The following is a 19,499-nucleotide window of genomic DNA, read 5'->3' as shown; positions in this document are numbered from 1 at the left end:
CAGGGTAACCCGTGAACACAACTGCCACCTTATCAGCACGTCAGACCCATTGTCCGGATCAGGTAGCAGATCCGCGGCAGGACGAGCTGGTTTTGTGTCCACATTGTGATTTACTGCAGTATCTGCCCGTTTTGGCAGCGGGTGAACAAGCGCATTGTCTGCGGTGCCAGCATCAGCTGGATGCCCGTCAACCTAATCCGATTCTGCGCCCGGCGCTGTACGCGGCGTCAGCGTTGTTGATGTTGTTACTCGCTAACTTGTTTCCCTTTGTCAGTATGGCGCTGGCCGGTAATCGCAGTGAAATTCATTTTTTTGATACCTCAGCGGTGCTTTTTACCGAGTACCAGCAAGTATTGGCCATATTAATCTGGCTATTTATTCAGGCGGTTCCAGCCTTTTGTATGCTGGCAATTATCTATCTGAAACTTGGTATGCGTTATCATTTACCTGCCCGTATCTGGGTAGCCAGGGTGCTTTTTATGCTCAAACCCTGGAGTATGGTTGATATATTTCTGATGGGCTTGTTAATTAGCTTTGTGAAGCTGGTGGCGACGGCAGAAATTTCGCTGGGGATGAGCTTCTGGGCTTTTTGTCTGTTTTGTTTATTACATTTGCGGACTTTTCAGGTGCTGGATCGCCATGCGCTGTGGGCCAGTATCGCACCCAGTCCGCAACCTGATACAGAAGTCACTGCGGGCAGCACGGGTTTGGACCAGCAGTTGAAACTATGTCATTGTTGTACCGCGGTGGTGCCGCTGCGCCAACGCCATTGTAGCCGTTGTCACACTAAGGTAACCGCTCGCTTGCCAGCCAGTATACAGAAAACTCTGGCCTTACTTATTACAGCCTGCGTGCTTTATATACCGGCCAATATGTTACCGATAATGCGCACTGTGTCATTTGGCGATGTTACGGATTCAACGATAATTAGCGGTTTTTTTATGATGTGGCAGGATGGCGAATATCCGGTAGCGATTATTATCTTTCTGGCCAGTGTGGTTATTCCAATTATTAAAATAGTTCTGATGTTCTGGCTGTGTTACCTGGCGGCTAAGCCCAGGCATGCTGGCGCAAAACATAGTGGTAATATCTACCGGTTGGTTGACTGGGTTGGCCGCTGGTCGATGGTAGATGTGCTCGTAGTAGCGTTTATGGCGGCATTGGTGCGCTTTGGCTTGCTGGCCAGTGTTTATCCGGGTATTGGCGCGCTGGTATTTGCAGCGGTAGTGATTACTACCATGCTGGCAGCGGTAAGTTTTGATCCCCGCTTGTTATGGGATAATCAGCAGCCGGCGGCGAAAGCCGTCCAATATAGACAAGCAGAAGGAAAGATAAAGTGACTGAGTCGGCACAGGTTAAGGCTAATGTCAGGGTTATTAAACAGTGGTCCCCTATCTGGGTGGTGCCGATAGCGGCAGTATTAATTGGTCTGTGGATGTTGTTTAGTCACTTTCAGCATCAGGGGGTAATGTTACTGCTGATTGCTGAAGATGCCGAAGGGATCGTGGCGGGTAAAACGCAGATCAAGAATCGGAGTGTCGATGTCGGCCAGGTAGTGTCGGTTGAATTAAGCGAAGATTTAACCCAGGTTTTAATCCAGGCCAGGATGAAACCGAATATGTCGCCGCTGCTCAATGCAGGTTCACAATTCTGGGTAGTAAAGCCTCAGGTTGGGCGCGGCGGAGTCACCGGGCTCAATACCTTGTTGTCCGGAGTATATATTGAACTGCAACCGGGTGACACCGGCGAAACTCAGCTGAGCCATCCGTTATTAAATTCACCACCGGTTGCGCCGGCCGATGCCCCTGGCGTGCGGGTTAATTTAAATTCTGCGGACACCACCGGCCTCGCGGTAGGTGACCCGGTATTGTACCGGGGTTATGAAGTAGGGACGGTGGAGTTGAGTGAGTTTAATGTGTCGCAGCGCAGTACTACGTTTCAGCTGTATATCCGGGAACCCTATGATCAGCTGGTGACAGACAATATCCGATTTTGGTTAAGCAGTGGCCTGGCTTTTGATTTGTCTGCAGAGGGGTTAAGTGTTGATATTGGTTCTGCAACCACGCTGCTAACCGGTGGTGTCAGTTTTGACTTAATGGACGGCTGGCCAGCCGGTGAGCAGGTAGCCGATGGTGCTGAATTTCAATTGTTTCCGGATAAACAAAGTATTCAAGAGGGCCTGTATAGCCAATTTATTGAATATCTGGTGTTTTTCGACGAATCGGTACGTGGCTTGAAAGCAGGGGCGCCGGTGGAATATCGTGGGGTGAGGGTCGGTACCGTGGCGACGGTGCCTTTTTTCTTTGCTATCGATAAACCGTTTGAAGTGTCTTTGCAACAAGGCGTTCCGGTTCTTATTCGGATCGAGTCGGCCCGGTTGTATGAAAAACTAAATGTGTCACAGCTTGATGCTGAATTGCAGCGAGCAATAGATGATGGTTTGCATGCCGTATTAAAAACCGGCAATTTAATTACCGGCGCCTTGTATATAGACCTTGATATGAATGGCAGCTGGCGTCAGGACAAAGCAAGACAACAGCTATTTAACGACCAGCTGCAATTAAGCCGATCCGTGGGCTATCCGGCGCTGCCATCAGCCCGCAGTGGTTTTAGCAATATGGAACAAAAACTGTTGATGGCACTGGATAAAATTAATAACTTACCGGTTGAATCGATGCTGGCGCAGGGAGAGCAAACCCTCGCGGCGACCAATGAGGTTATGCACAACGCCCAGCAACTGATGGTTAGCATGCAAGCACTGGTAGATCAGCCACAGCTGCAACAGCTGCCGGCAGATATTCAGCTTAGCCTGCAACAGCTAAGGGATACCTTGCAGGGCTTTAGCCCTGAAGGGGCGGCATATGGCAGTGTTAATGCTAATTTACAGGCGCTTGAACAAGTATTAAGGGAACTGCAGCCGGTGATTAAAACCCTGAACCAACAAAGTAACTCGCTAATATTTAACGCCAGTGATAAGCCAGAACCTGAACCAAGGAAAGCCAGACCATGAAATTATTATTGACGATGCTGATTGTGATCGGTTTAGTTGCCTGTAGCAGCCCACCGCCGGTAAGCTATTATCAGCTTAGTACGTCGCAATCGCCGCGCGCTAATCCTGCCGAGCGGCTGCAACCTGAATATAGCCTGCACCTGCAACCGGTTATGGTCGCAAATTACTTAAATGGTGCGGGCCTGGTGATGCAGCGCTCAGACGTAGAACTGGTTATTGCCAGTCGCCATTTGTGGGCTGATGCGCTGGATCAGCAAATGTATCGTTTACTGGCTGAACAATTGCAGGCAAGGTTACCAGTGGTGCAGCTGACCCCGGTTAGCAACGCCGCTGATATGCGGCTGCAGCTGATCATTGATCGGTTTCATGCGCAGGATAATGGCGTTGCCGTGATTAGTGGTTATTACACGCTGCTTTCTGGCGATAATCGTGCTACCCGAAGCTTTAGCTATCAGCAGCCTTTAACCGCGGACGGTTATCCGGCCATGGTTAGTGCGTTAAGCGCGGGCTGGCAACAATTAGTCGATGACCTGATGTTGGATCTCAAGCAGCAATACTTGTAATCCGTATGGCTTCAAGGTATCTTTCTGGACGGCTAGACGTTAACAAGTCTTTGTTGATTCGCAGCCGAAATGGCTGGCATCACGCAGGATTATTATTCAGCCGGCGTGCTTGGCGCCATAATGCGGTTACGAAACACGGTAAACAGGCAAAGGCTAAACTATGCTGTTTGCATTGGTTTTATTGTCATGAAACACTGGCTGCCTGAAAACACAGGCCAGAAAAGGAGAACACGCAGATGGTAACTGATTTATTACTCGAATCAGCCACGTTAATGGTGATTGGAATGGTAAGTGTGTTTACTTTTTTACTACTGCTGGTGTTGCTAATGAACGCGATGAGCAGCTTACTGCGGCGTTATTCGCCTGCCAAGGTTGCAAACCAGGGTGGCAAAACCGAGTCAGCAACGCAGGGTGTTTCACCTGCGGTCGTTGCGGCTATCAGTGCTGCAGTGCACCAATATCGCCAACAACATAAATAAGAGGAAGCTGGCATGTCGAAGCCTTTATTATTAACTGAGTTAGTGTTGCGCGATGCGCATCAGTCTTTACTGGCTACCCGCCTGCGTCTGGAAGATATGTTACCTATTGCCAGCAAACTTGATCAGGTTGGATATTGGTCAATGGAATCCTGGGGAGGCGCTACATTTGACTCCTGTATTCGCTATCTTGGTGAAGATCCGTGGCATCGGATCCGTGAGCTGAAAAAAGCGATGCCCAATACCAAGCAGCAAATGTTGCTGCGCGGCCAGAATTTACTGGGTTATCGCCATTATGCCGATGATGTCGTGAAAGCTTTTGTCGAGCGGGCCCATGCTAATGGTGTGGATGTGTTCCGTATTTTCGATGCAATGAACGATATCCGCAATCTGCAAACCGCCGTACAGGCAGCCATTAGTGTTGGTGCGCATGCCCAGGGCACTATTTCTTACACCGTCAGCCCCGTGCATACTATCGACATGTGGGTTGATATGGCCCGCCAGTTAGAAGACATGGGCTGTGATTCTATCTTTATTAAAGATATGGCCGGCTTGCTGAAGCCCTATGTGGCAGAGGAGTTAGTGACCCGGATCAAAGAGGCGACTAATATTCCACTGGCAATGCAATGCCATGCTACCACCGGCCTGAGCACTGCCACCTATCAGAAGTCGATTGACGCCGGTATTGATATGCTGGATACCGCTATTTCATCAATGAGCATGACCTACGGCCATAGCGCTACCGAAACCATGGTTGCGATTACCGAAGGTACTGAACGTGATACTGGTCTTAACCTGGAATTGTTGGCCGAAATTGCAGCGTATTTCCGCGATGTGCGGAAAAAATATGCCCGTTTTGAAGGTTCACTCAAAGGCGTCGATGCCAGGATTTTACTGGCGCAGGTACCCGGCGGCATGTTAACAAACATGGAAAGCCAGTTAAAAGAACAGGGCGCGCTGGATAAACTGGATGAGGTGCTCAAAGAAATCCCCAGAGTGCGGGAAGATTTAGGCTTTTTACCCCTGGTGACACCCACCTCGCAAATTGTTGGCACCCAGGCAGTGTTGAATATATTAACGGGTGAACGGTATAAAAGTATCACCAAAGAGACTGCCGGTGTGCTCAAAGGCGAATATGGTGCAACCCCGGCCCCGGTTAATCAGGAACTGCAACAGAAAGTGCTGGATGGTGCCAAACCGATAACTTGCCGGCCCGCTGATTTACTTGAGCCTGAGCTTGATAAGCTCAATAGCGAGTTGCTTGATATCGCCAAAGCCGAGTCCATTGATTTAGCGAAAGATACCATCGACGATGTACTGACCTATGCCTTATTCCCACAAGTGGGTCTGAAATTTTTGAAAAACCGTAATAATCCGGCTGCATTTGAACCGGCTCCGGAAGAGGAAGAAGAAGCTACTGGTAAGGCGTCCGGCAAGCCTAAAACGGCAACCTCCGGTCCGGCTGCATACAGTGTCAGGGTAGACGGTAAGGCTTATGAAGTTGAAGTGGCGCCCAGTGGCGAGCTAAACAGCATTAAGCCTGTGGTTTCAGAGAACATTCCAGGCAGTGCTTCGGTTACCGGCGGCGCGACCCTGAATGCACCGCTTGCCGGTAATATCTGGAAAATTACCACTAAAGTTGGCGCGACGGTCAAGCGGGGCGACGTGGTGATCATTATGGAAGCGATGAAAATGGAAACTGAAGTGCGGGCTGTTGCCGATGGTGTCATCGCTAATATTCATATCGCGGCGGGTGATTCAGTCAGTACTGGCGACGTGCTGATTAGTTATGAGTAGTACTACCGGCTTAAGGAATTTACATGGACGCGCTTAATACCCTGATTGCTTCAACCGGGATCGTGCATTTTACAGTTGGCCAGGTAGTGATGATGCTGGTGGGCTTTTTGCTGTTGTATCTTGCCATTGCCCGCGGATTCGAGCCTTTGCTGCTGTTGCCAATTGGCTTTGGAGCTATTTTAACCAATATTCCACTGGCCGGCATGGGTGAGCCGGGTGGCTTGCTGTATATGATTTATGAAGTCGGGATTGGTACTGGCATCTTCCCGCTGTTGATTTTTATGGGCGTGGGAGCCATGACCGATTTCAGTGCCTTAATTGCCAATCCAAGAATGCTGTTTTTAGGGGCTGCCGCTCAATTTGGTATTTTTGCCACGCTGTTTGGTGCCATTGCGTTGAATTGGGTACCAGGGTTAAGTTTTACCTTAAAAGAAGCTTCCGCTATTGCGATTATTGGTGGTGCCGATGGCCCGACCGCAATCTTCCTGGCATCGAAGCTGGCACCTGACTTACTTGGGGCTATCGCTGTTGCTGCATATTCCTATATGGCACTAGTACCGATTATTCAGCCGCCTATTATGAAAGCCCTGACCAGTAAAGCAGAGCGGGAAATTCAGATGACCCAGCTGCGTTCGGTGGGTAAACGGGAAAAAATTATTTTCCCATTAATGCTGATACTACTGACCATTTTATTATTGCCCACCGCAGCGCCGCTAATTGGTATGTTCTGTCTGGGTAACCTGATGCGAGAAGCGGGGGTCGTGGAGCGTTTAAGCAAAACCGCCCAAAATGAACTGATTAATATCGTTACTATTTTCCTTGGGCTGGCAGTAGGTTCCAAGCTTAGCGCTGATAAATTTCTGACCACGCAAACTTTGGGCATTCTGATATTAGGCGCGATAGCGTTTGCTATCGGTACCGCTACCGGTGTGTTAATGGCTAAGTTAATGGCAAAGTTATCTAAACAACCTATTAATCCTTTAATCGGAGCGGCCGGGGTTTCTGCAGTGCCAATGGCGGCACGGGTCGTCAATAAAGTAGGGCTACAGGCGAATCCGCATAATTTCCTGCTAATGCATGCGATGGGACCCAATGTGGCAGGGGTTATCGGATCTGCCGTCGCCGCTGGTATTTTACTGGCGCTGGTAGGTTAGTAAGCCAGCGTTATTGCTTATCTTCCCCGATTGTTCAGGGAAAATAGGCGACGCCCAATACGCAGGCTTTACTGGCACCGGTAACCTCAGGCAGGTTGCCGGTGACATTATGCTGATAAGCCCAGGCCAGCCAGGCAAACGCCAGTGCTTCTACCCAGTCAGGGTTAACGCCCAGGGTTTGGGTGCTGCTTAGGGTGCAATTTGGTAACAGCAAGGCTAAATCAGCCATTAATACCCGGTTATGCACCCCTCCACCACACACAAAAACCTGCTGCAGCTGCTTATTTTGTAAACTGTTACTGATACTTTGTGCCGTTAAACGACACAAAGTCCGCTGAACATCTGCTGGGTTAAAGCGTTCAGGTTCAAACTGCTGCAACCATGCCAGATTAAAGTACTCGCGGCCGGTACTTTTCGGAGCCGGCTTTGAAAAATAAGGGTCAGCCAGCATCGCCGTCAGCAATTCAGGCATCAGCTGACCTTCGCTACAAAACTCCCCATTATTATCATAGGACTTTTTGCGGCATTGCATAACCCAGTTATCAAGCAAGGCATTACCCGGGCCGGTATCGAAACCCGTTACCGGCCTATCAGCGGATAACACACTAACATTAGCTATGCCGCCAATGTTGACAATGGCCCGTTGGTAGTTTGGGTGTTGAAATACTGCACGGTGAAAAGCCGGTACCAGCGGCGCACCCTGGCCGCCGTAGGCAATATCTTTACGACGAAAATCGGCAATAACCGGAATGTGACAAAGCATTGCCAGCCTGTGCATATCGCCAATCTGATAGCTGAACGGAAATGACGCATCGGGCCGGTGCCGGATGGTCTGGCCGTGGCAGCCAATAGCGGCAATTGTGCTGGCGGCAACACCTGCTTGTGCCAGCAGAGCCTTGACGCCGCTGGCGTAACAGTTGGCCAGTTGCTGCTCGGTCAGGCCAAGCCGTTCAATTTCATTGTCACCGGGCTGGCTTAATTGCTGAAGCTGCAATTTGAGTTCAGGCGGAAAGGGATAAAGCAGGCTGCTTATCAAGCGCGGCTGCGGGCTGAAACTGACAAGCACCAGATCGATACCATCGAGGCTGGTACCCGACATCATCCCGATGTAGTACATGGTGTTGCAGCCTTAAGGTGCTGTTTTAGCTAACAACACCCGTTCTTTGGTCTGTAGCTCTGCCAGTACCGGAGCTGCACTGGCAATAAACAGATCACGCTCTTCGCCCTGCAGCGGGTGTGCCTGAGGCAGTTTTACGGTACGGGGATTACGATGCACGCCATTTAACAAAAATTCATAATGTAAATGCGCTCCGGTAACCCGCCCGGTAGCACCTAGCCGGCCAATCGTTTCACTTTGTTTAACTCTGTCACCGGTTTTGACATTACGCCGGGACAAATGAAGGTATTTAGTCACAATATTATTAGCGTGTTTAATAAACACGTAATTACCATTTAAGTTGTTATAGCCAGAGTGGGTTACTTTGCCATCTCCTGCCGCCATAATGGGCGTGCCGACCGGTGCGACATAGTCTACCCCGTTATGTGCCCGCACTTTGCCCAGTACCGGATGTAAGCGGCGTGGATTAAAGTTCGAGCTGACATATTGAAAGCTAACCGGCGCCCGTAGAAACGCCTGACGCATGCTGGCGCCATCTGGTTTGTAATAATTACCGTCGGTATGACGTACCGCCTGAATCACCTGACCCTGATTTTGAAATTGAGCGGCAATGATAGTGCCATAGCCAACGAAATCACCATCAACGTAATTGGTCTGATAAAGCACACTAAAGCTGTCTCCGGCGCGTAAATCCAGACCAAAATCGATGTCCCAGCCAAATATTCCGGCCAGATTCATGATCTGCGCTTCAGATAAGCCTGCTTCAATGCCGGCACTCCAGAAGCTGGATTTAATTTCAGCACTGGCGAACTGTTGGCGATGCTCTACCGTTTTTTCCAGCTCCTGGGCAATAAACTGGCCCTGCGGATCACGGCTCACCCGCAACGTTTTCAGTTTGTTAATGGCATAACGCAATTCGGTCAATTCACCCTGCTCATTTAAGCCAAATTCCAGCGTTTCACCGGGAAACAGTCTGGTCAGGGTTTTGGTGGTGTCACCCAGGGCAAGGATTGCCAGCATAGTTTGCTGACTGACATTGGCTTTTTTGAATAAATTAGACAGCACATCACCGCGCTGAACCTGCAGGCTGGACCACTGCAGATTATCTTCTGCAGCCAGATCGTCAATGAAGTCAGGCTCTGTGGTGTCGTTGGTATCATTTTCGCTAACCAATGGCTGAGTCTGAGGAATAGCTAAACTGTAGCGTTTGCCAATTTCCAGCGAGTTACTGTGCGTGCTTTTCGACGCTGCCGCCTGTTCAGACGGAAGTAACAAAATAATGGCTAAACATACCGACACTGCAAGAATTAACGCGCGGTGTTGAGAAGGAATTTTTGCTACCAGTTGCCGCATAAGCCCCGTCATCTGTTGGAAACGCACAAAAACCGAGCATAAACGTTTTTTTTCGAAGATACCAGAGTTTTGTGCGTTTCCCCTGGCTGGAACATGCTATAGAATGGCGGTTGTTTAGACAAAATAGCACTAAGTCAGGAGTTTAAAATGGCCGATTGGGCACAGGCGTTAGCTGAATTAAAACGCGGCTGCGAGGAAATCTTGCTGGAAGAGGAGCTTATTGCCAAGTTAAAAACAGGCAAGCCGCTTAAGGTAAAGGCTGGCTTTGATCCTACCGCACCTGATTTGCATTTAGGCCATACTGTACTGATTAATAAATTACGTACCTTTCAGCAGCTAGGGCATGAGGTTATTTTTCTGATTGGCGATTTTACCGGCATGATCGGTGATCCCAGTGGCAAAAACGTCACCCGCAAACCGCTGAGCCGGGAAGATGTGCTGGCCAATGCGGAAACGTATAAAGAGCAGGTATTTAAAATACTGGATCCGGCGAAGACCCGGGTAGCCTTCAACTCACAGTGGATGGGCGAGCTGGGCGCCGCGGGCATGATTAAACTGGCCTCACGCCAAACCGTTGCCCGGATGCTGGAGCGGGACGATTTTAAAAAGCGCTTCGCGAATAATCAGTCTATTGCTATCCATGAGTTTCTGTATCCTCTGGTACAGGGATGGGATTCGGTTGCGTTAGAAGCAGACATTGAAATGGGCGGTACCGATCAGCGTTTTAATTTACTGATGGGCCGTGAATTGCAAAAAGATGAGGGCCAGCGGCCACAGACTGTCATGATGGTGCCGTTACTTGAAGGGTTAGACGGCGTGCAGAAAATGTCTAAGTCGCTAGGTAACTATGTTGGGATCACGGATACGCCCACAGAAATGTTCGGCAAGATTATGTCAGTTTCAGACGAGCTGATGTGGCGCTATTACGACTTACTCAGTTTCCGGCCGTTGCCGGAAATTGCAGAGCTAAAGCAGCAAATGGCTCAGGGGGCTAACCCACGTGACATTAAAATCAGCCTGGCAAAAGAAATTATTGCAAGGTTTCATGATGAACCTGCAGCTGAAGCCGCCCATCAGGATTTTATTCAGCGCTTTAGTAAAAACGCCTTGCCGGACGATATTCCTGAGCGTGTTGTCAGTGGTGAAGGGCAAACCATGCCCATCGCTAACCTGCTAAAAGAGGCCGGCTTAGTAGCAAGCACGTCAGAGGCGCTGCGAATGATTAAGCAAGGTGCAGTGAAATTGAATGGCGATACCCGGATTGACGATACCCGGCTTGAAGTGACAAAAGGCAGTACCGCGATCTATCAGGTAGGAAAACGTAAGTTTGCCAAAGTAACCCTGAGTTAGTGTCGTTTTGCTAAGGCAGCAATTATTAGTGACTCAACAGGCCGCCATAGTGCGGCCTTTTTATTGCCAGTTGCCAAGTGAAATTTCCGACGGATTTACCTTGCTTTTTCGCATCTGCGCCCCGATGCACTACACTTGATGAAGACGCAATAACCGAGGAATGTTATGAGCCAGAGTAATCCCTACGCCGATGTGCTGAAAGTTGCTGAACAGGAGTATCAGATCTTCAGCTTGACCAAAGCTGCTACCCGGCATGGTACGGTTGACCGTTTGCCTTTTTGTTTAAAAGTGCTGCTGGAGAACCTGCTGCGCAATACGGATGAGGACACCGTAACTGAGCAAGATATTCAGGCGCTGGTCGACTGGCAGAAACACGGCCATGCTGACCGGGAAATTGCGTTTCGCCCCGCCCGGGTATTGATGCAGGATTTTACCGGGGTACCGGCGGTGGTCGATTTGGCTGCAATGAGGGCGGCGGTGGCCGAGCTCGGTGAAGATCCGCAGAAAATTAATCCGTTGTCTCCGGTGGATTTGGTAATAGACCATTCCGTTATGGTCGATCATTTCGCAACAGATAACGCATTCGAACAGAACGTGGCGATTGAGATGGAGCGTAACTTTGAACGCTACACCTTTCTACGCTGGGGTCAGCAGGCCTTTGCCAACTTTAAAGTGGTGCCGCCAGGCACCGGTATTTGTCATCAGGTAAATCTGGAGTACCTGGGCCAGAGTGTCTGGGCGAAAGAAACCGAGCAGGGCACCCAAGCCTATCCGGATACCCTGGTGGGCACCGACTCACACACCACCATGATTAACGCCTTGGGTGTTTTAGGTTGGGGTGTGGGGGGGATTGAAGCCGAAGCCGCGATGCTGGGGCAGCCAGTATCGATGCTCATTCCTGAAGTAGTGGGGTTGGAATTCACCGGTAAGCTCGCGGCGGGTATCACGGCAACTGACTTAGTACTAACGGTTACCGAGCTGCTGCGTAAACACGGTGTTGTTGGTAAATTTGTCGAGTTCTTCGGCGATGGTCTGGATTATCTTAGCCTGGCCGATCGGGCCACAATCGCTAACATGGCGCCAGAATATGGCGCAACCTGCGGCTTTTTTCCGGTAGACCAGATAACCCTTGATTATATGGCGTTGACGGGGCGGGATGACAAGGTTATCGCCAGAGTAAAAGCCTATTGTCAGGCGCAGGGTTTATGGCGTAAGCCCGGCCATAAAGCCACTTACACCGATGTGTTACATCTTGATCTGGCAAAAGTCGTCCCCTCACTGGCAGGACCAAAACGGCCGCAGGACAAAGTCAGCCTGGGTGAGCTGAAACAACATTGTGACGATGTATTGGCACTGCAGCTTAAAGCCGCAAATGAGCGTGAAGCAAAAATGGTTGAAGAGGGCGGTGGTCAGCCGCAGCCGGAAGATAATGATGACCACGTTGAACTGGATGGTCAGCGAATTAAACTTGATCATCATGCGGTGGTGATTGCTGCGATTACCTCTTGTACCAATACGTCCAATCCCAGTGTGTTGATGGCAGCAGGTTTACTTGCTAAAAATGCTCTGGCAAAAGGTCTGAAACGTAAGCCCTGGGTGAAAAGCTCGCTGGCGCCCGGCTCTAAAGTGGTCACCCGTTATCTGGAAAAAGCCGGGCTGATGGAACCGCTGGAGAATTTGGGTTTTCACCTGGTCGGCTACGGCTGTACCACCTGTATTGGCAACTCCGGGCCGCTGGCAAAACAGCTGGAACAAGCGATCAGTGAAAATAATTTAAATGTGTCAGCAGTGCTGTCCGGCAATCGTAATTTTGAAGGCCGGATCCATCCGTTGGTGCAATCAAACTGGCTGGCATCACCGCCGTTAGTTGTGGCGTTTGCCCTGGCAGGCACAGTTAACATTGATTTAAGCAAAGAGGCTATTGGAGAAGATAAAGACGGTAATCCGGTTTATCTTCAGGATATCTGGCCGGATAATCAGCAGATCGCTGATGAAGTCGCCAAAGTACAAAGCAGCATGTTTAAAAGCGAATATGCGGATGTGTTCAGCGGCGATGAGACCTGGCAGAATATTGAGGTGCCTAAGGATAAAACCTATACCTGGCCGGAATCGAGTTATATTCGCCAGCCCAGTTTTTTTCAGGGTATGGGCCGCGAGCCAGATCCGGTAAAAGACATCAGCGAAGCACGGGTACTGGCATTATTGGGGGATTCGGTAACAACAGACCATATTTCGCCGGCAGGCAGCATTAAAGAAAGCAGCCCGGCCGGACGTTATCTGAAAGAGCTTGGCATTAACAAAGCCGATTTTAACTCTTACGGTTCGCGGCGCGGTAACCACGAGGTGATGGTGCGCGGTACCTTTGCCAATGTCAGAATTCGTAACGAAATGGTACCTGACACAGAAGGTGGCGTGACGTTACATCAGCCATCGGCCGAACAAATGGATATCTATGATGCGGCAGAGCGTTATCGCCAGCAGAAAACGCCGTTAGTGGTGGTTGCAGGAAAGGAATACGGCACCGGGTCATCACGGGATTGGGCTGCTAAAGGCACGCTGCTACTGGGCGTCAGGGCCGTTCTTGCTGAATCCTATGAGCGGATCCATCGCTCTAACCTGATTGGAATGGGCGTATTGCCATTGCAGTTCCTGGCCGGCGTTGATCGCAAACATTTGCAACTGACAGGTGCGGAAACCTTTAGTATCAGCGGCTTGAATAATTTAAAGCCAAAGCAAAAAGTCAGTGTGTTAATTACGTACCCGGATGGAGACCAGCAAAAAATTGACATGCTGTGTCGGATTGATACCGGTAACGAGTTGGCGTATTACCAGCATGGCGGTATTTTACATTATGTGTTACGCCGGATGATTGGCACAGCATAAGCATGGTGTAAATGGGTATAAATGGTTTTTGCTTGAGTTAACGCCTTGTACTTACGACGCGCCATTTAAAAAAAAGCTGACGTAATGTCAGCTTTTTCGTTTAATGGCGGTAGAGGTTTTTACATGCTGGCGGCACTCAATAACCGCACTATTGACCCGCTGCAAGTGGGCATCAGCAAAGTCGGGCGACAAATAAAAACCGGCGTCGCGGGTATAGTAGTTGTAAAGTTGTAAATTATGCTTGTTCGGATCAGCTTCCATTTCAGCCTGAAGCTGCTCTGCCAGCGGTTGCGGGACGGCCAGCAACTCTACCCGATCTTTTTGCAACAAAGGCAACAATTGCTGATAGTCATAAACCTGATGAATGTGCAGGTAGTTATGACTTTGCAGGTAGTGTAACTGGGGCGAACCACGTTTAACGCCAATGGTCCGGTTTTTTGCCTGCGCTTGCTGCAATGATTCTTCTGTCACTGCGCCTGCTTTAAACACAAAGTAATCATCATCCTTGCTTAACCAGACGCTGGATTGCAGATAGCTGTCACGCTCAGCGGTAAAGCCCATCGGATAAATCAGATCCAGTTCATTTTCCCGGGTTAGTTTTAGCAAGCGATCGGTGGGCAAATTTTGCCATTCAATATTGACGCTCAGCGCTGACTCAATACAGCTGATAATTTCAGCATGACCATACGCTGGCTCTGGTTCTATGTTACCGTCGATCACCGTGATCCCCGGAAAAGATTGGACCACGCCACCTCGCACCAGCGGCGGCTGAACCTTAGCCGAAAGTGCTGTGGCTGCCATCAACATGCTGAACAGTGAAAAATATTGTACTACCAGTCTAACGGTAGCGGGTTTTACTATAGTCGCTTTTACTACGGTCATACATACCTACAAACCCCGAGTGAGCCTGTACCTGATTTAATATCGATTCGAAAAATGACTAAGTATTAACCAAAAAATAAATTTTGTCAGCTATATAGTGATGCAACCCCGGAAAATGCCGGGGCTGAGCTGGTTATTTTTTTAGAAAGTCAGATGCAGACGGTAGCCAGATGGGGCGTTGTTATCTTGCTGAGCGCTGAGCAAATAGCGCTCGCCAGGCTGTAACATCATACTGTCGGTTTTGTCCAGTAAGGTGGTGCTGCCATTGTCAGCGACATGCACCAACGCGATAGCGTAATAGTCTTTTGGTAAATTGAGCGTTTGCTGTTTTTTAAATTCCAGATTTTTAATATGGTGTCTGGCGGTGGCGATGGTTTCATCCTGGCGGATAAAATAGAATTGCAGCCGGCTAAAATCGGATACCAGGTTACTGACGATGATATCGTTTGCTTGAATTTGCGGTTTATCACTTTCTTTAACCGCCAACGCTTCCAGAACATCGTTTTCGTTCTGATACAACAGCACCAGCTGGCTTTCGCCTGCAATAGCACTGAGCAAAGCACTATTAAGCAACAACTGGCCTTCAGTGTCACGCACCGACAGGCTGTAATCACCTTTTTGCAAGGCATGGTAACTGCCGAGGCTACCTGAAGGCAGGTTGGCAACATTACTGTTGTCTAATGCCACCTGTACCGATTGAGGCAAGCTATTGTATAACCGGAACTGCGACTGAGCATCGTGGTGTGTATAGCGGGCAACGCTACTGGAGTTTAAAATGACATCGATGGCAAGTTGGTTGGCTATGGGACCATATTGCTCACGGATCACCAGAACATAAGTACTTTCATAAGCGAAATCGAGATTCTCAGCGACGAACAACGGCTGATTGCCACCTGGTACTGTCAGGTACAGATTATACTTGCCGGTAGCCTTGCGACTGGCATCACTGCTCAGTTCGTGCAGCGCTAAGCTGTCAAGTAAATCAGCGTCAGCGAAGGTCTCTGTAGCCGCACTTAGATACACATCGAGTGCCGGCTGGCTTACTGCTAAATTACTCAGGTACAGATCAAATTCATCTTCCAGGTTTTTTTCACGGGCAAAACTAAGGCTCAGATAATCAAATTGTTGCTCGCGCTCGGTTAGGATAAGTAAATGCTTCTGATCCTCTGTCAGGTTGAATTCTGCAGAAAGCAGCGGACTACTGGCTCCCGTTTCCTGAAAGTCCAGGGTATAACTGGCGCTGTCTACTGCAATGACGTTTGTGGCGTTGGCAAAGCGGGCGCTGCTGATGCTGGCATCATCCAGTCGAACTTCGGGGTTGGCGCTGGTAGCCGCAGCGTTGTAAAACTGGATATAGCTTTTGCTTTGTTCCGGCTGATCGTCGCTGCCGCCACACGCGCTCAGGCCTAGCATTGTGCTAAGGATCAGGGTTCGGGTCAGTATTGCGCGTAGTGATAAGGATTGGGTCGAGAAGGTTATTTTCATATCGGGTTCCATGCTGGTGAGTTAAACCGGCACAGCCTAAGGAATAACAGGCAGGATAGCTACGCTGTTTTACCAATGCAAACAGTTGGTTACGCTTAATTACAGTTCACAGTAAACCCTTACAACATGGCCTGGTAGCCGGTTTTATAATCGGGGTATTGCCAACAGAAACCGCTTTGTTGCAACCGTTCAGCGCTGACTCTTTTGCTGCCTCTTGTGACGTGCTGCTCGGTGCCTGGTGCAATAGCAAGTTGTTGTTGCAGAAACTGAATTACTTCGCAGTAGCGAGCCGGATGCAAATCAGTAAGATTATAAGCCACTTCGGGGCTGAAACCCTGATGACGGCGGTCAATCAAATGAATAACTGCCCGGGCGCAGTCGGAGATTTCAATCCGGTTGGTGTATACCGGCCGGGATTCGACAATTTGCTGGCCTGACTTTGCCTGGCGCAGCATCATCTCCCTGCCAGGCCCGTATAAGCCTGCCGGGCGCAGCATCGTGCAGCAAAAACCACTTTGCAGCCATAGATCTTCAGCTGCTACCAGGATTTTTGCTGTGCTGCGTGCTGGTAAACGCGGGCTTTGCTCCGTAACCCATTCGCCGTGTTGCTGACCATACACGCTGGTAGAAGAAACGAGCCAAACATGGGCAGGCTGCGATTGTTGCCTGAGCCAGCATAGTGCTTGCTTTGCGATCGCGATATAAGCTTGCTGATAGGCACTCTCGCCAGAGTTGTCCGGTGCAACACATAACACCAAATCAGTGACCCTACCGGCAATGACGGGCCAGGTTGTAGCCGCATCATGCCGCACCATGCTGACACCGGACAGGCCCTGTGCTTTACGACGCATCGCTTGCACCGCCATACCTTGTTTCAGCGCCTCTGCGGCAATAAGCGTGCCTAAATCCCCCAAACCAATCAGTAATAGTTCTGGCATTTACTCTGTACCTTCAGCTTGCACAGTGGGAGGTAGGGGCCAACCTGATTTGATATGTAAATCGCGCTGGGGATATGGAATGGTAATTTTGTTTTGTTTAAATGCCCGCCAGATTGCCAGATTAATATCAGAACGAACTTCCGCCGTGCCTTTTTCCATGTCTGTGATCCAAACTCGTAATTCTAATGCGATGCCGCTATCGGCAAACTCCATTAGCCGCACGGTTGGGGTGGGGGTATTCAGGATCCTGGGGGACACTTTGGCACATTCAAGCATTAGGGCTAATGCCTGCTCAGGATCATCATCATAACTTATTTGTACTTTAATGCTCAGACGCACATTAGTATCGGCATAACTCCAGTTAATCACTTCTGAGGTGATCAGGTTTTCGTTCGGGATCAAAGTGTCTACCCCTTCACGGTTACGCACCACCACGTATCGGGCATTTAATTGTTCAACCCAGCCAAACTTATCACCTACCGTAATAATGTCACCTGGCTTAATGGAACGGTCAAATACCAGAATAAAACCACTGATGAAATTGGAAGCGATACGTTGCAAACCAAAGCCAAGGCCCACACCCAGCGCACCACCAAACACGGCCAGTGAACTCAGGTTAATACCCACGGCATTGAGCGCCACCAGAAACGCGATGGTGATCAGTAAGAACTTACTGAATTTGGCAAAGCCGACCTGCATACTTGGGCTGATATGGGTAGAACGTTGCACCCGCTGAGTAATAAATTCGGCCAGCCAGATCGCAAGCGTAAATGCCAGCGCCACCATCAGAATCAGTTTCAGTACTGCCAGCACTGAAATACGGGTTTCGCCGACTGTCATGGCGAGCCCTTCGAGTACCTTAAGTAATCCGGGTAGCCAACCGGCCAGATGCAACACTACACCAAACCAGATAATCCAGGTTAGTAAGCTCTCTGAAGACTTTAATAGCGGACTGACATTAAAAGCTTTGCGCAGGATATACACGACTAAGCGGATAACCGCCAATGCCAGTAACACGGGTACGGCAACTTCGAGAATCTGCACCGGCAGGGCATTCATTTCAAAGATAATTTTGGCGGGCACCAAGACCGCCAGCGCCGTCAGCGGCCACAATAGGCGTTGCAGGCTGCGCACGGCTAAATGACGCAAGCCGGTATCCAGCGTATGTTGTTTTTCTAACAATGCCTGTAAACGCTGGTTAGCCAGTGAAGCCAGCAATAATGCTGAGGCTAATGCCAGCAGCTGCCACCAAAACTCAAATTGTTGCACGCTGGTCAGCAGAGACCGTCCTATTTCGTTAAACTTTTCCATTATCATCCTTTAACGCAATAACCAAAAAACTACGGGCAAACTTACCAACCCGATTAAAATACCAAAACCAACAATGCCGCTGACTAAACGCGGTGCCAGGCCTGCCATAATAGCAATGGCTCCAGCCGAGATCATGGGCGGCATCGCCGCCTGAAAAATACTGATGTCTACCGCCAGCCCGCTTTGACCCATACTGCGCCAGATAGCCCAGGCTAACAGTGGCATCATGAGTAACTTGATGGCTAAGGCCGAGATTAAGGGCGAGATTTCGCTCTTGCTAAAGCGGAAGCTTAACTGAAATCCGACGGCAATCATTACAACCGGTACTAATGTTGCCGCCAGGTTATTAATTAAGGCTCCCGCCAGAGGCGGCAGGCTGACATCAGCCAACAGCAAGCCCGCGACCAACGCGATAAAAGACGGAAATGAGATAATTTTAATGGCAATGCTTTTTGCTGTGGGCTTACTGACTTGCGGGCTGTAAATAGCCGCTATGATAGTGACGTAGGTCGCCAGAGCAATAAAAGAGCCTACCTGATCATACACCACGGCATAAGGCATGGCGCTGCTGCCAAACAGGGCCTGGGTCATCGGAAAGCCTAAAAATGAGGTGTTGCCCAGCGGCAACACAATTAACAAGGCTCCGGTAACTTCGCGGGTCCAGTTAAATAGTTTGCTTAGCGCCAGTACGGCCGCCACCACGGCGCACAGCAACAACCAGGGCGTTAGCGCCGGGATCAGGAGTTCTGCCGAAAACTGCAACAATGGCACGTTTTTCAGAATAAGCGCCGGCAATGCCACATATAAAACGTAGATATTCAGGACAATACCGCTATTTTCCGGCATTGCCGGCAGCCGGCGTAAGATAAAGCCAATAACCAGATAGGCCAGTACCAGGTAAAAATTATCCATTACTGCTCGCTTATCCGCTGCTCTTTTGCAGCTCTACTAAGTTGTTTAAACTGGTATTCAGCCTTACTGGCCTCAGCCCGGTTTGTCATTGGCTGCTGATAAACCAGCTGCAGTGGTCCTTTACCGCGCAGGGCTTTGGCACCGCCAGTCAGTTCGCCGTTATGCTGGCGTAAGCGCCGGGCAGGGTCGGTACTAATGCCGGTATACAAGTGGCCTGTAGCGGTTCGTACCATATAAAGAAACCAGGGTGCTGTTGTCATGGGGCTGA

16 protein-coding genes are annotated in these 19,499 nt (G+C 49.7%); 8 read left to right on the top strand and 8 right to left on the bottom strand.

Features of this window, described 5'->3' with window-relative positions; genetic code table 11:
* Positions 1–11: 11 nt before the first annotated feature.
* The 6 genes from B2Q61_RS17445 (at position 12) to B2Q61_RS17420 (ending at position 7,000) form a co-directional block, all read left to right on the top strand.
* Positions 12–1,340, top strand: coding sequence for a PqiA/YebS family transporter subunit (locus B2Q61_RS17445; RefSeq protein ID WP_290618087.1), 1,329 nt, complete (start codon positions 12–14; stop codon positions 1,338–1,340).
* The gene (gene pqiB / locus B2Q61_RS17440; RefSeq protein WP_290618085.1) at positions 1,337–3,010 is read left to right on the top strand and encodes an intermembrane transport protein PqiB; all 1,674 of its coding nucleotides are present in this window, start codon (positions 1,337–1,339) and stop codon (positions 3,008–3,010) included. Before B2Q61_RS17445 ends, pqiB begins: the two co-directional genes overlap by 4 nt.
* The gene (locus B2Q61_RS17435; protein ID WP_290618083.1) at positions 3,007–3,573 is read left to right on the top strand and encodes a PqiC family protein; all 567 of its coding nucleotides are present in this window, start codon (positions 3,007–3,009) and stop codon (positions 3,571–3,573) included. The genes pqiB and B2Q61_RS17435 overlap by 4 nt, the downstream gene beginning before the upstream one ends.
* A 236-nt stretch (positions 3,574–3,809) precedes the next feature.
* Complete coding sequence (locus B2Q61_RS17430; RefSeq protein ID WP_290618081.1) at positions 3,810–4,052, top strand: oxaloacetate decarboxylase subunit gamma; 243 nt, start codon at positions 3,810–3,812, stop codon at positions 4,050–4,052.
* Between the two features lie 12 nt (positions 4,053–4,064).
* Positions 4,065–5,846 (top strand): sodium-extruding oxaloacetate decarboxylase subunit alpha, encoded by a 1,782-nt coding sequence (gene oadA, locus B2Q61_RS17425; RefSeq protein ID WP_290618079.1) that lies wholly within the window; start codon positions 4,065–4,067, stop codon positions 5,844–5,846.
* A gap of 23 nt (positions 5,847–5,869) precedes the next feature.
* Positions 5,870–7,000: a sodium ion-translocating decarboxylase subunit beta gene (locus tag B2Q61_RS17420; protein WP_290611322.1), complete on the top strand. Its 1,131-nt coding sequence runs from the start codon at positions 5,870–5,872 to the stop codon at positions 6,998–7,000.
* A gap of 34 nt (positions 7,001–7,034) precedes the next feature.
* On the opposite strand, the gene B2Q61_RS17415 is transcribed toward B2Q61_RS17420, so the two are convergent.
* On the bottom strand, positions 7,035–8,117 hold the full coding sequence (locus B2Q61_RS17415) for an anhydro-N-acetylmuramic acid kinase (protein WP_290618077.1): 1,083 nt from the start codon (positions 8,115–8,117) through the stop codon (positions 7,035–7,037).
* A 12-nt stretch (positions 8,118–8,129) separates the two neighbouring features.
* Positions 8,130–9,470, bottom strand: a complete 1,341-nt coding sequence (locus tag B2Q61_RS17410) for a peptidoglycan DD-metalloendopeptidase family protein (RefSeq protein ID WP_290618075.1) — start codon at positions 9,468–9,470, stop codon at positions 8,130–8,132.
* Positions 9,471–9,617: 147 nt separating this feature from the next.
* On the opposite strand from B2Q61_RS17410, the gene tyrS reads away from it, so the two are divergent.
* Together tyrS and acnA are read left to right on the top strand one after the other, a co-directional pair.
* Positions 9,618–10,820, top strand: a complete 1,203-nt coding sequence (tyrS, locus tag B2Q61_RS17405; RefSeq protein WP_290618073.1) for a tyrosine--tRNA ligase — start codon at positions 9,618–9,620, stop codon at positions 10,818–10,820.
* Positions 10,821–10,985: 165 nt separating this feature from the next.
* Complete coding sequence (gene acnA, locus B2Q61_RS17400; RefSeq protein ID WP_290618070.1) at positions 10,986–13,703, top strand: aconitate hydratase AcnA; 2,718 nt, start codon at positions 10,986–10,988, stop codon at positions 13,701–13,703.
* An 87-nt stretch (positions 13,704–13,790) separates the two neighbouring features.
* On the opposite strand, the gene B2Q61_RS17395 is transcribed toward acnA, so the two are convergent.
* The 6 genes from B2Q61_RS17395 to B2Q61_RS17370 form a co-directional block, all read right to left on the bottom strand.
* A complete protein-coding gene (locus B2Q61_RS17395) occupies positions 13,791–14,585 on the bottom strand; it encodes a substrate-binding periplasmic protein (protein WP_290618069.1) in 795 nt (264 codons plus the stop codon).
* A gap of 141 nt (positions 14,586–14,726) precedes the next feature.
* Positions 14,727–16,070 (bottom strand): DUF4397 domain-containing protein, encoded by a 1,344-nt coding sequence (locus B2Q61_RS17390; RefSeq protein WP_290618067.1) that lies wholly within the window; start codon positions 16,068–16,070, stop codon positions 14,727–14,729.
* Between the two features lie 119 nt (positions 16,071–16,189).
* Positions 16,190–17,008, bottom strand: coding sequence for an NAD-dependent epimerase/dehydratase family protein (locus B2Q61_RS17385; protein WP_290618065.1), 819 nt, complete (start codon positions 17,006–17,008; stop codon positions 16,190–16,192).
* Positions 17,009–18,319, bottom strand: a complete 1,311-nt coding sequence (locus B2Q61_RS17380; RefSeq protein WP_290618063.1) for a mechanosensitive ion channel family protein — start codon at positions 18,317–18,319, stop codon at positions 17,009–17,011. It lies immediately after the preceding gene.
* 9 nt (positions 18,320–18,328) lie between these two features.
* Positions 18,329–19,231, bottom strand: coding sequence for an AEC family transporter (locus B2Q61_RS17375; protein ID WP_290618061.1), 903 nt, complete (start codon positions 19,229–19,231; stop codon positions 18,329–18,331).
* Positions 19,231–19,491: a GIY-YIG nuclease family protein gene (locus tag B2Q61_RS17370; RefSeq protein ID WP_290618059.1), complete on the bottom strand. Its 261-nt coding sequence runs from the start codon at positions 19,489–19,491 to the stop codon at positions 19,231–19,233. The genes B2Q61_RS17375 and B2Q61_RS17370 overlap by 1 nt, the downstream gene beginning before the upstream one ends.
* Positions 19,492–19,499: the final 8 nt, after the last annotated feature.

It is taken from the genome of Arsukibacterium sp. UBA5043, assembly GCA_002415085.1.
Lineage (GTDB): Bacteria > Pseudomonadota > Gammaproteobacteria > Enterobacterales > Alteromonadaceae > Alishewanella.
The sequence above is the reverse complement of the archived record's forward strand: the minus strand, read 5'-3'. Positions and strand labels throughout refer to the sequence as shown.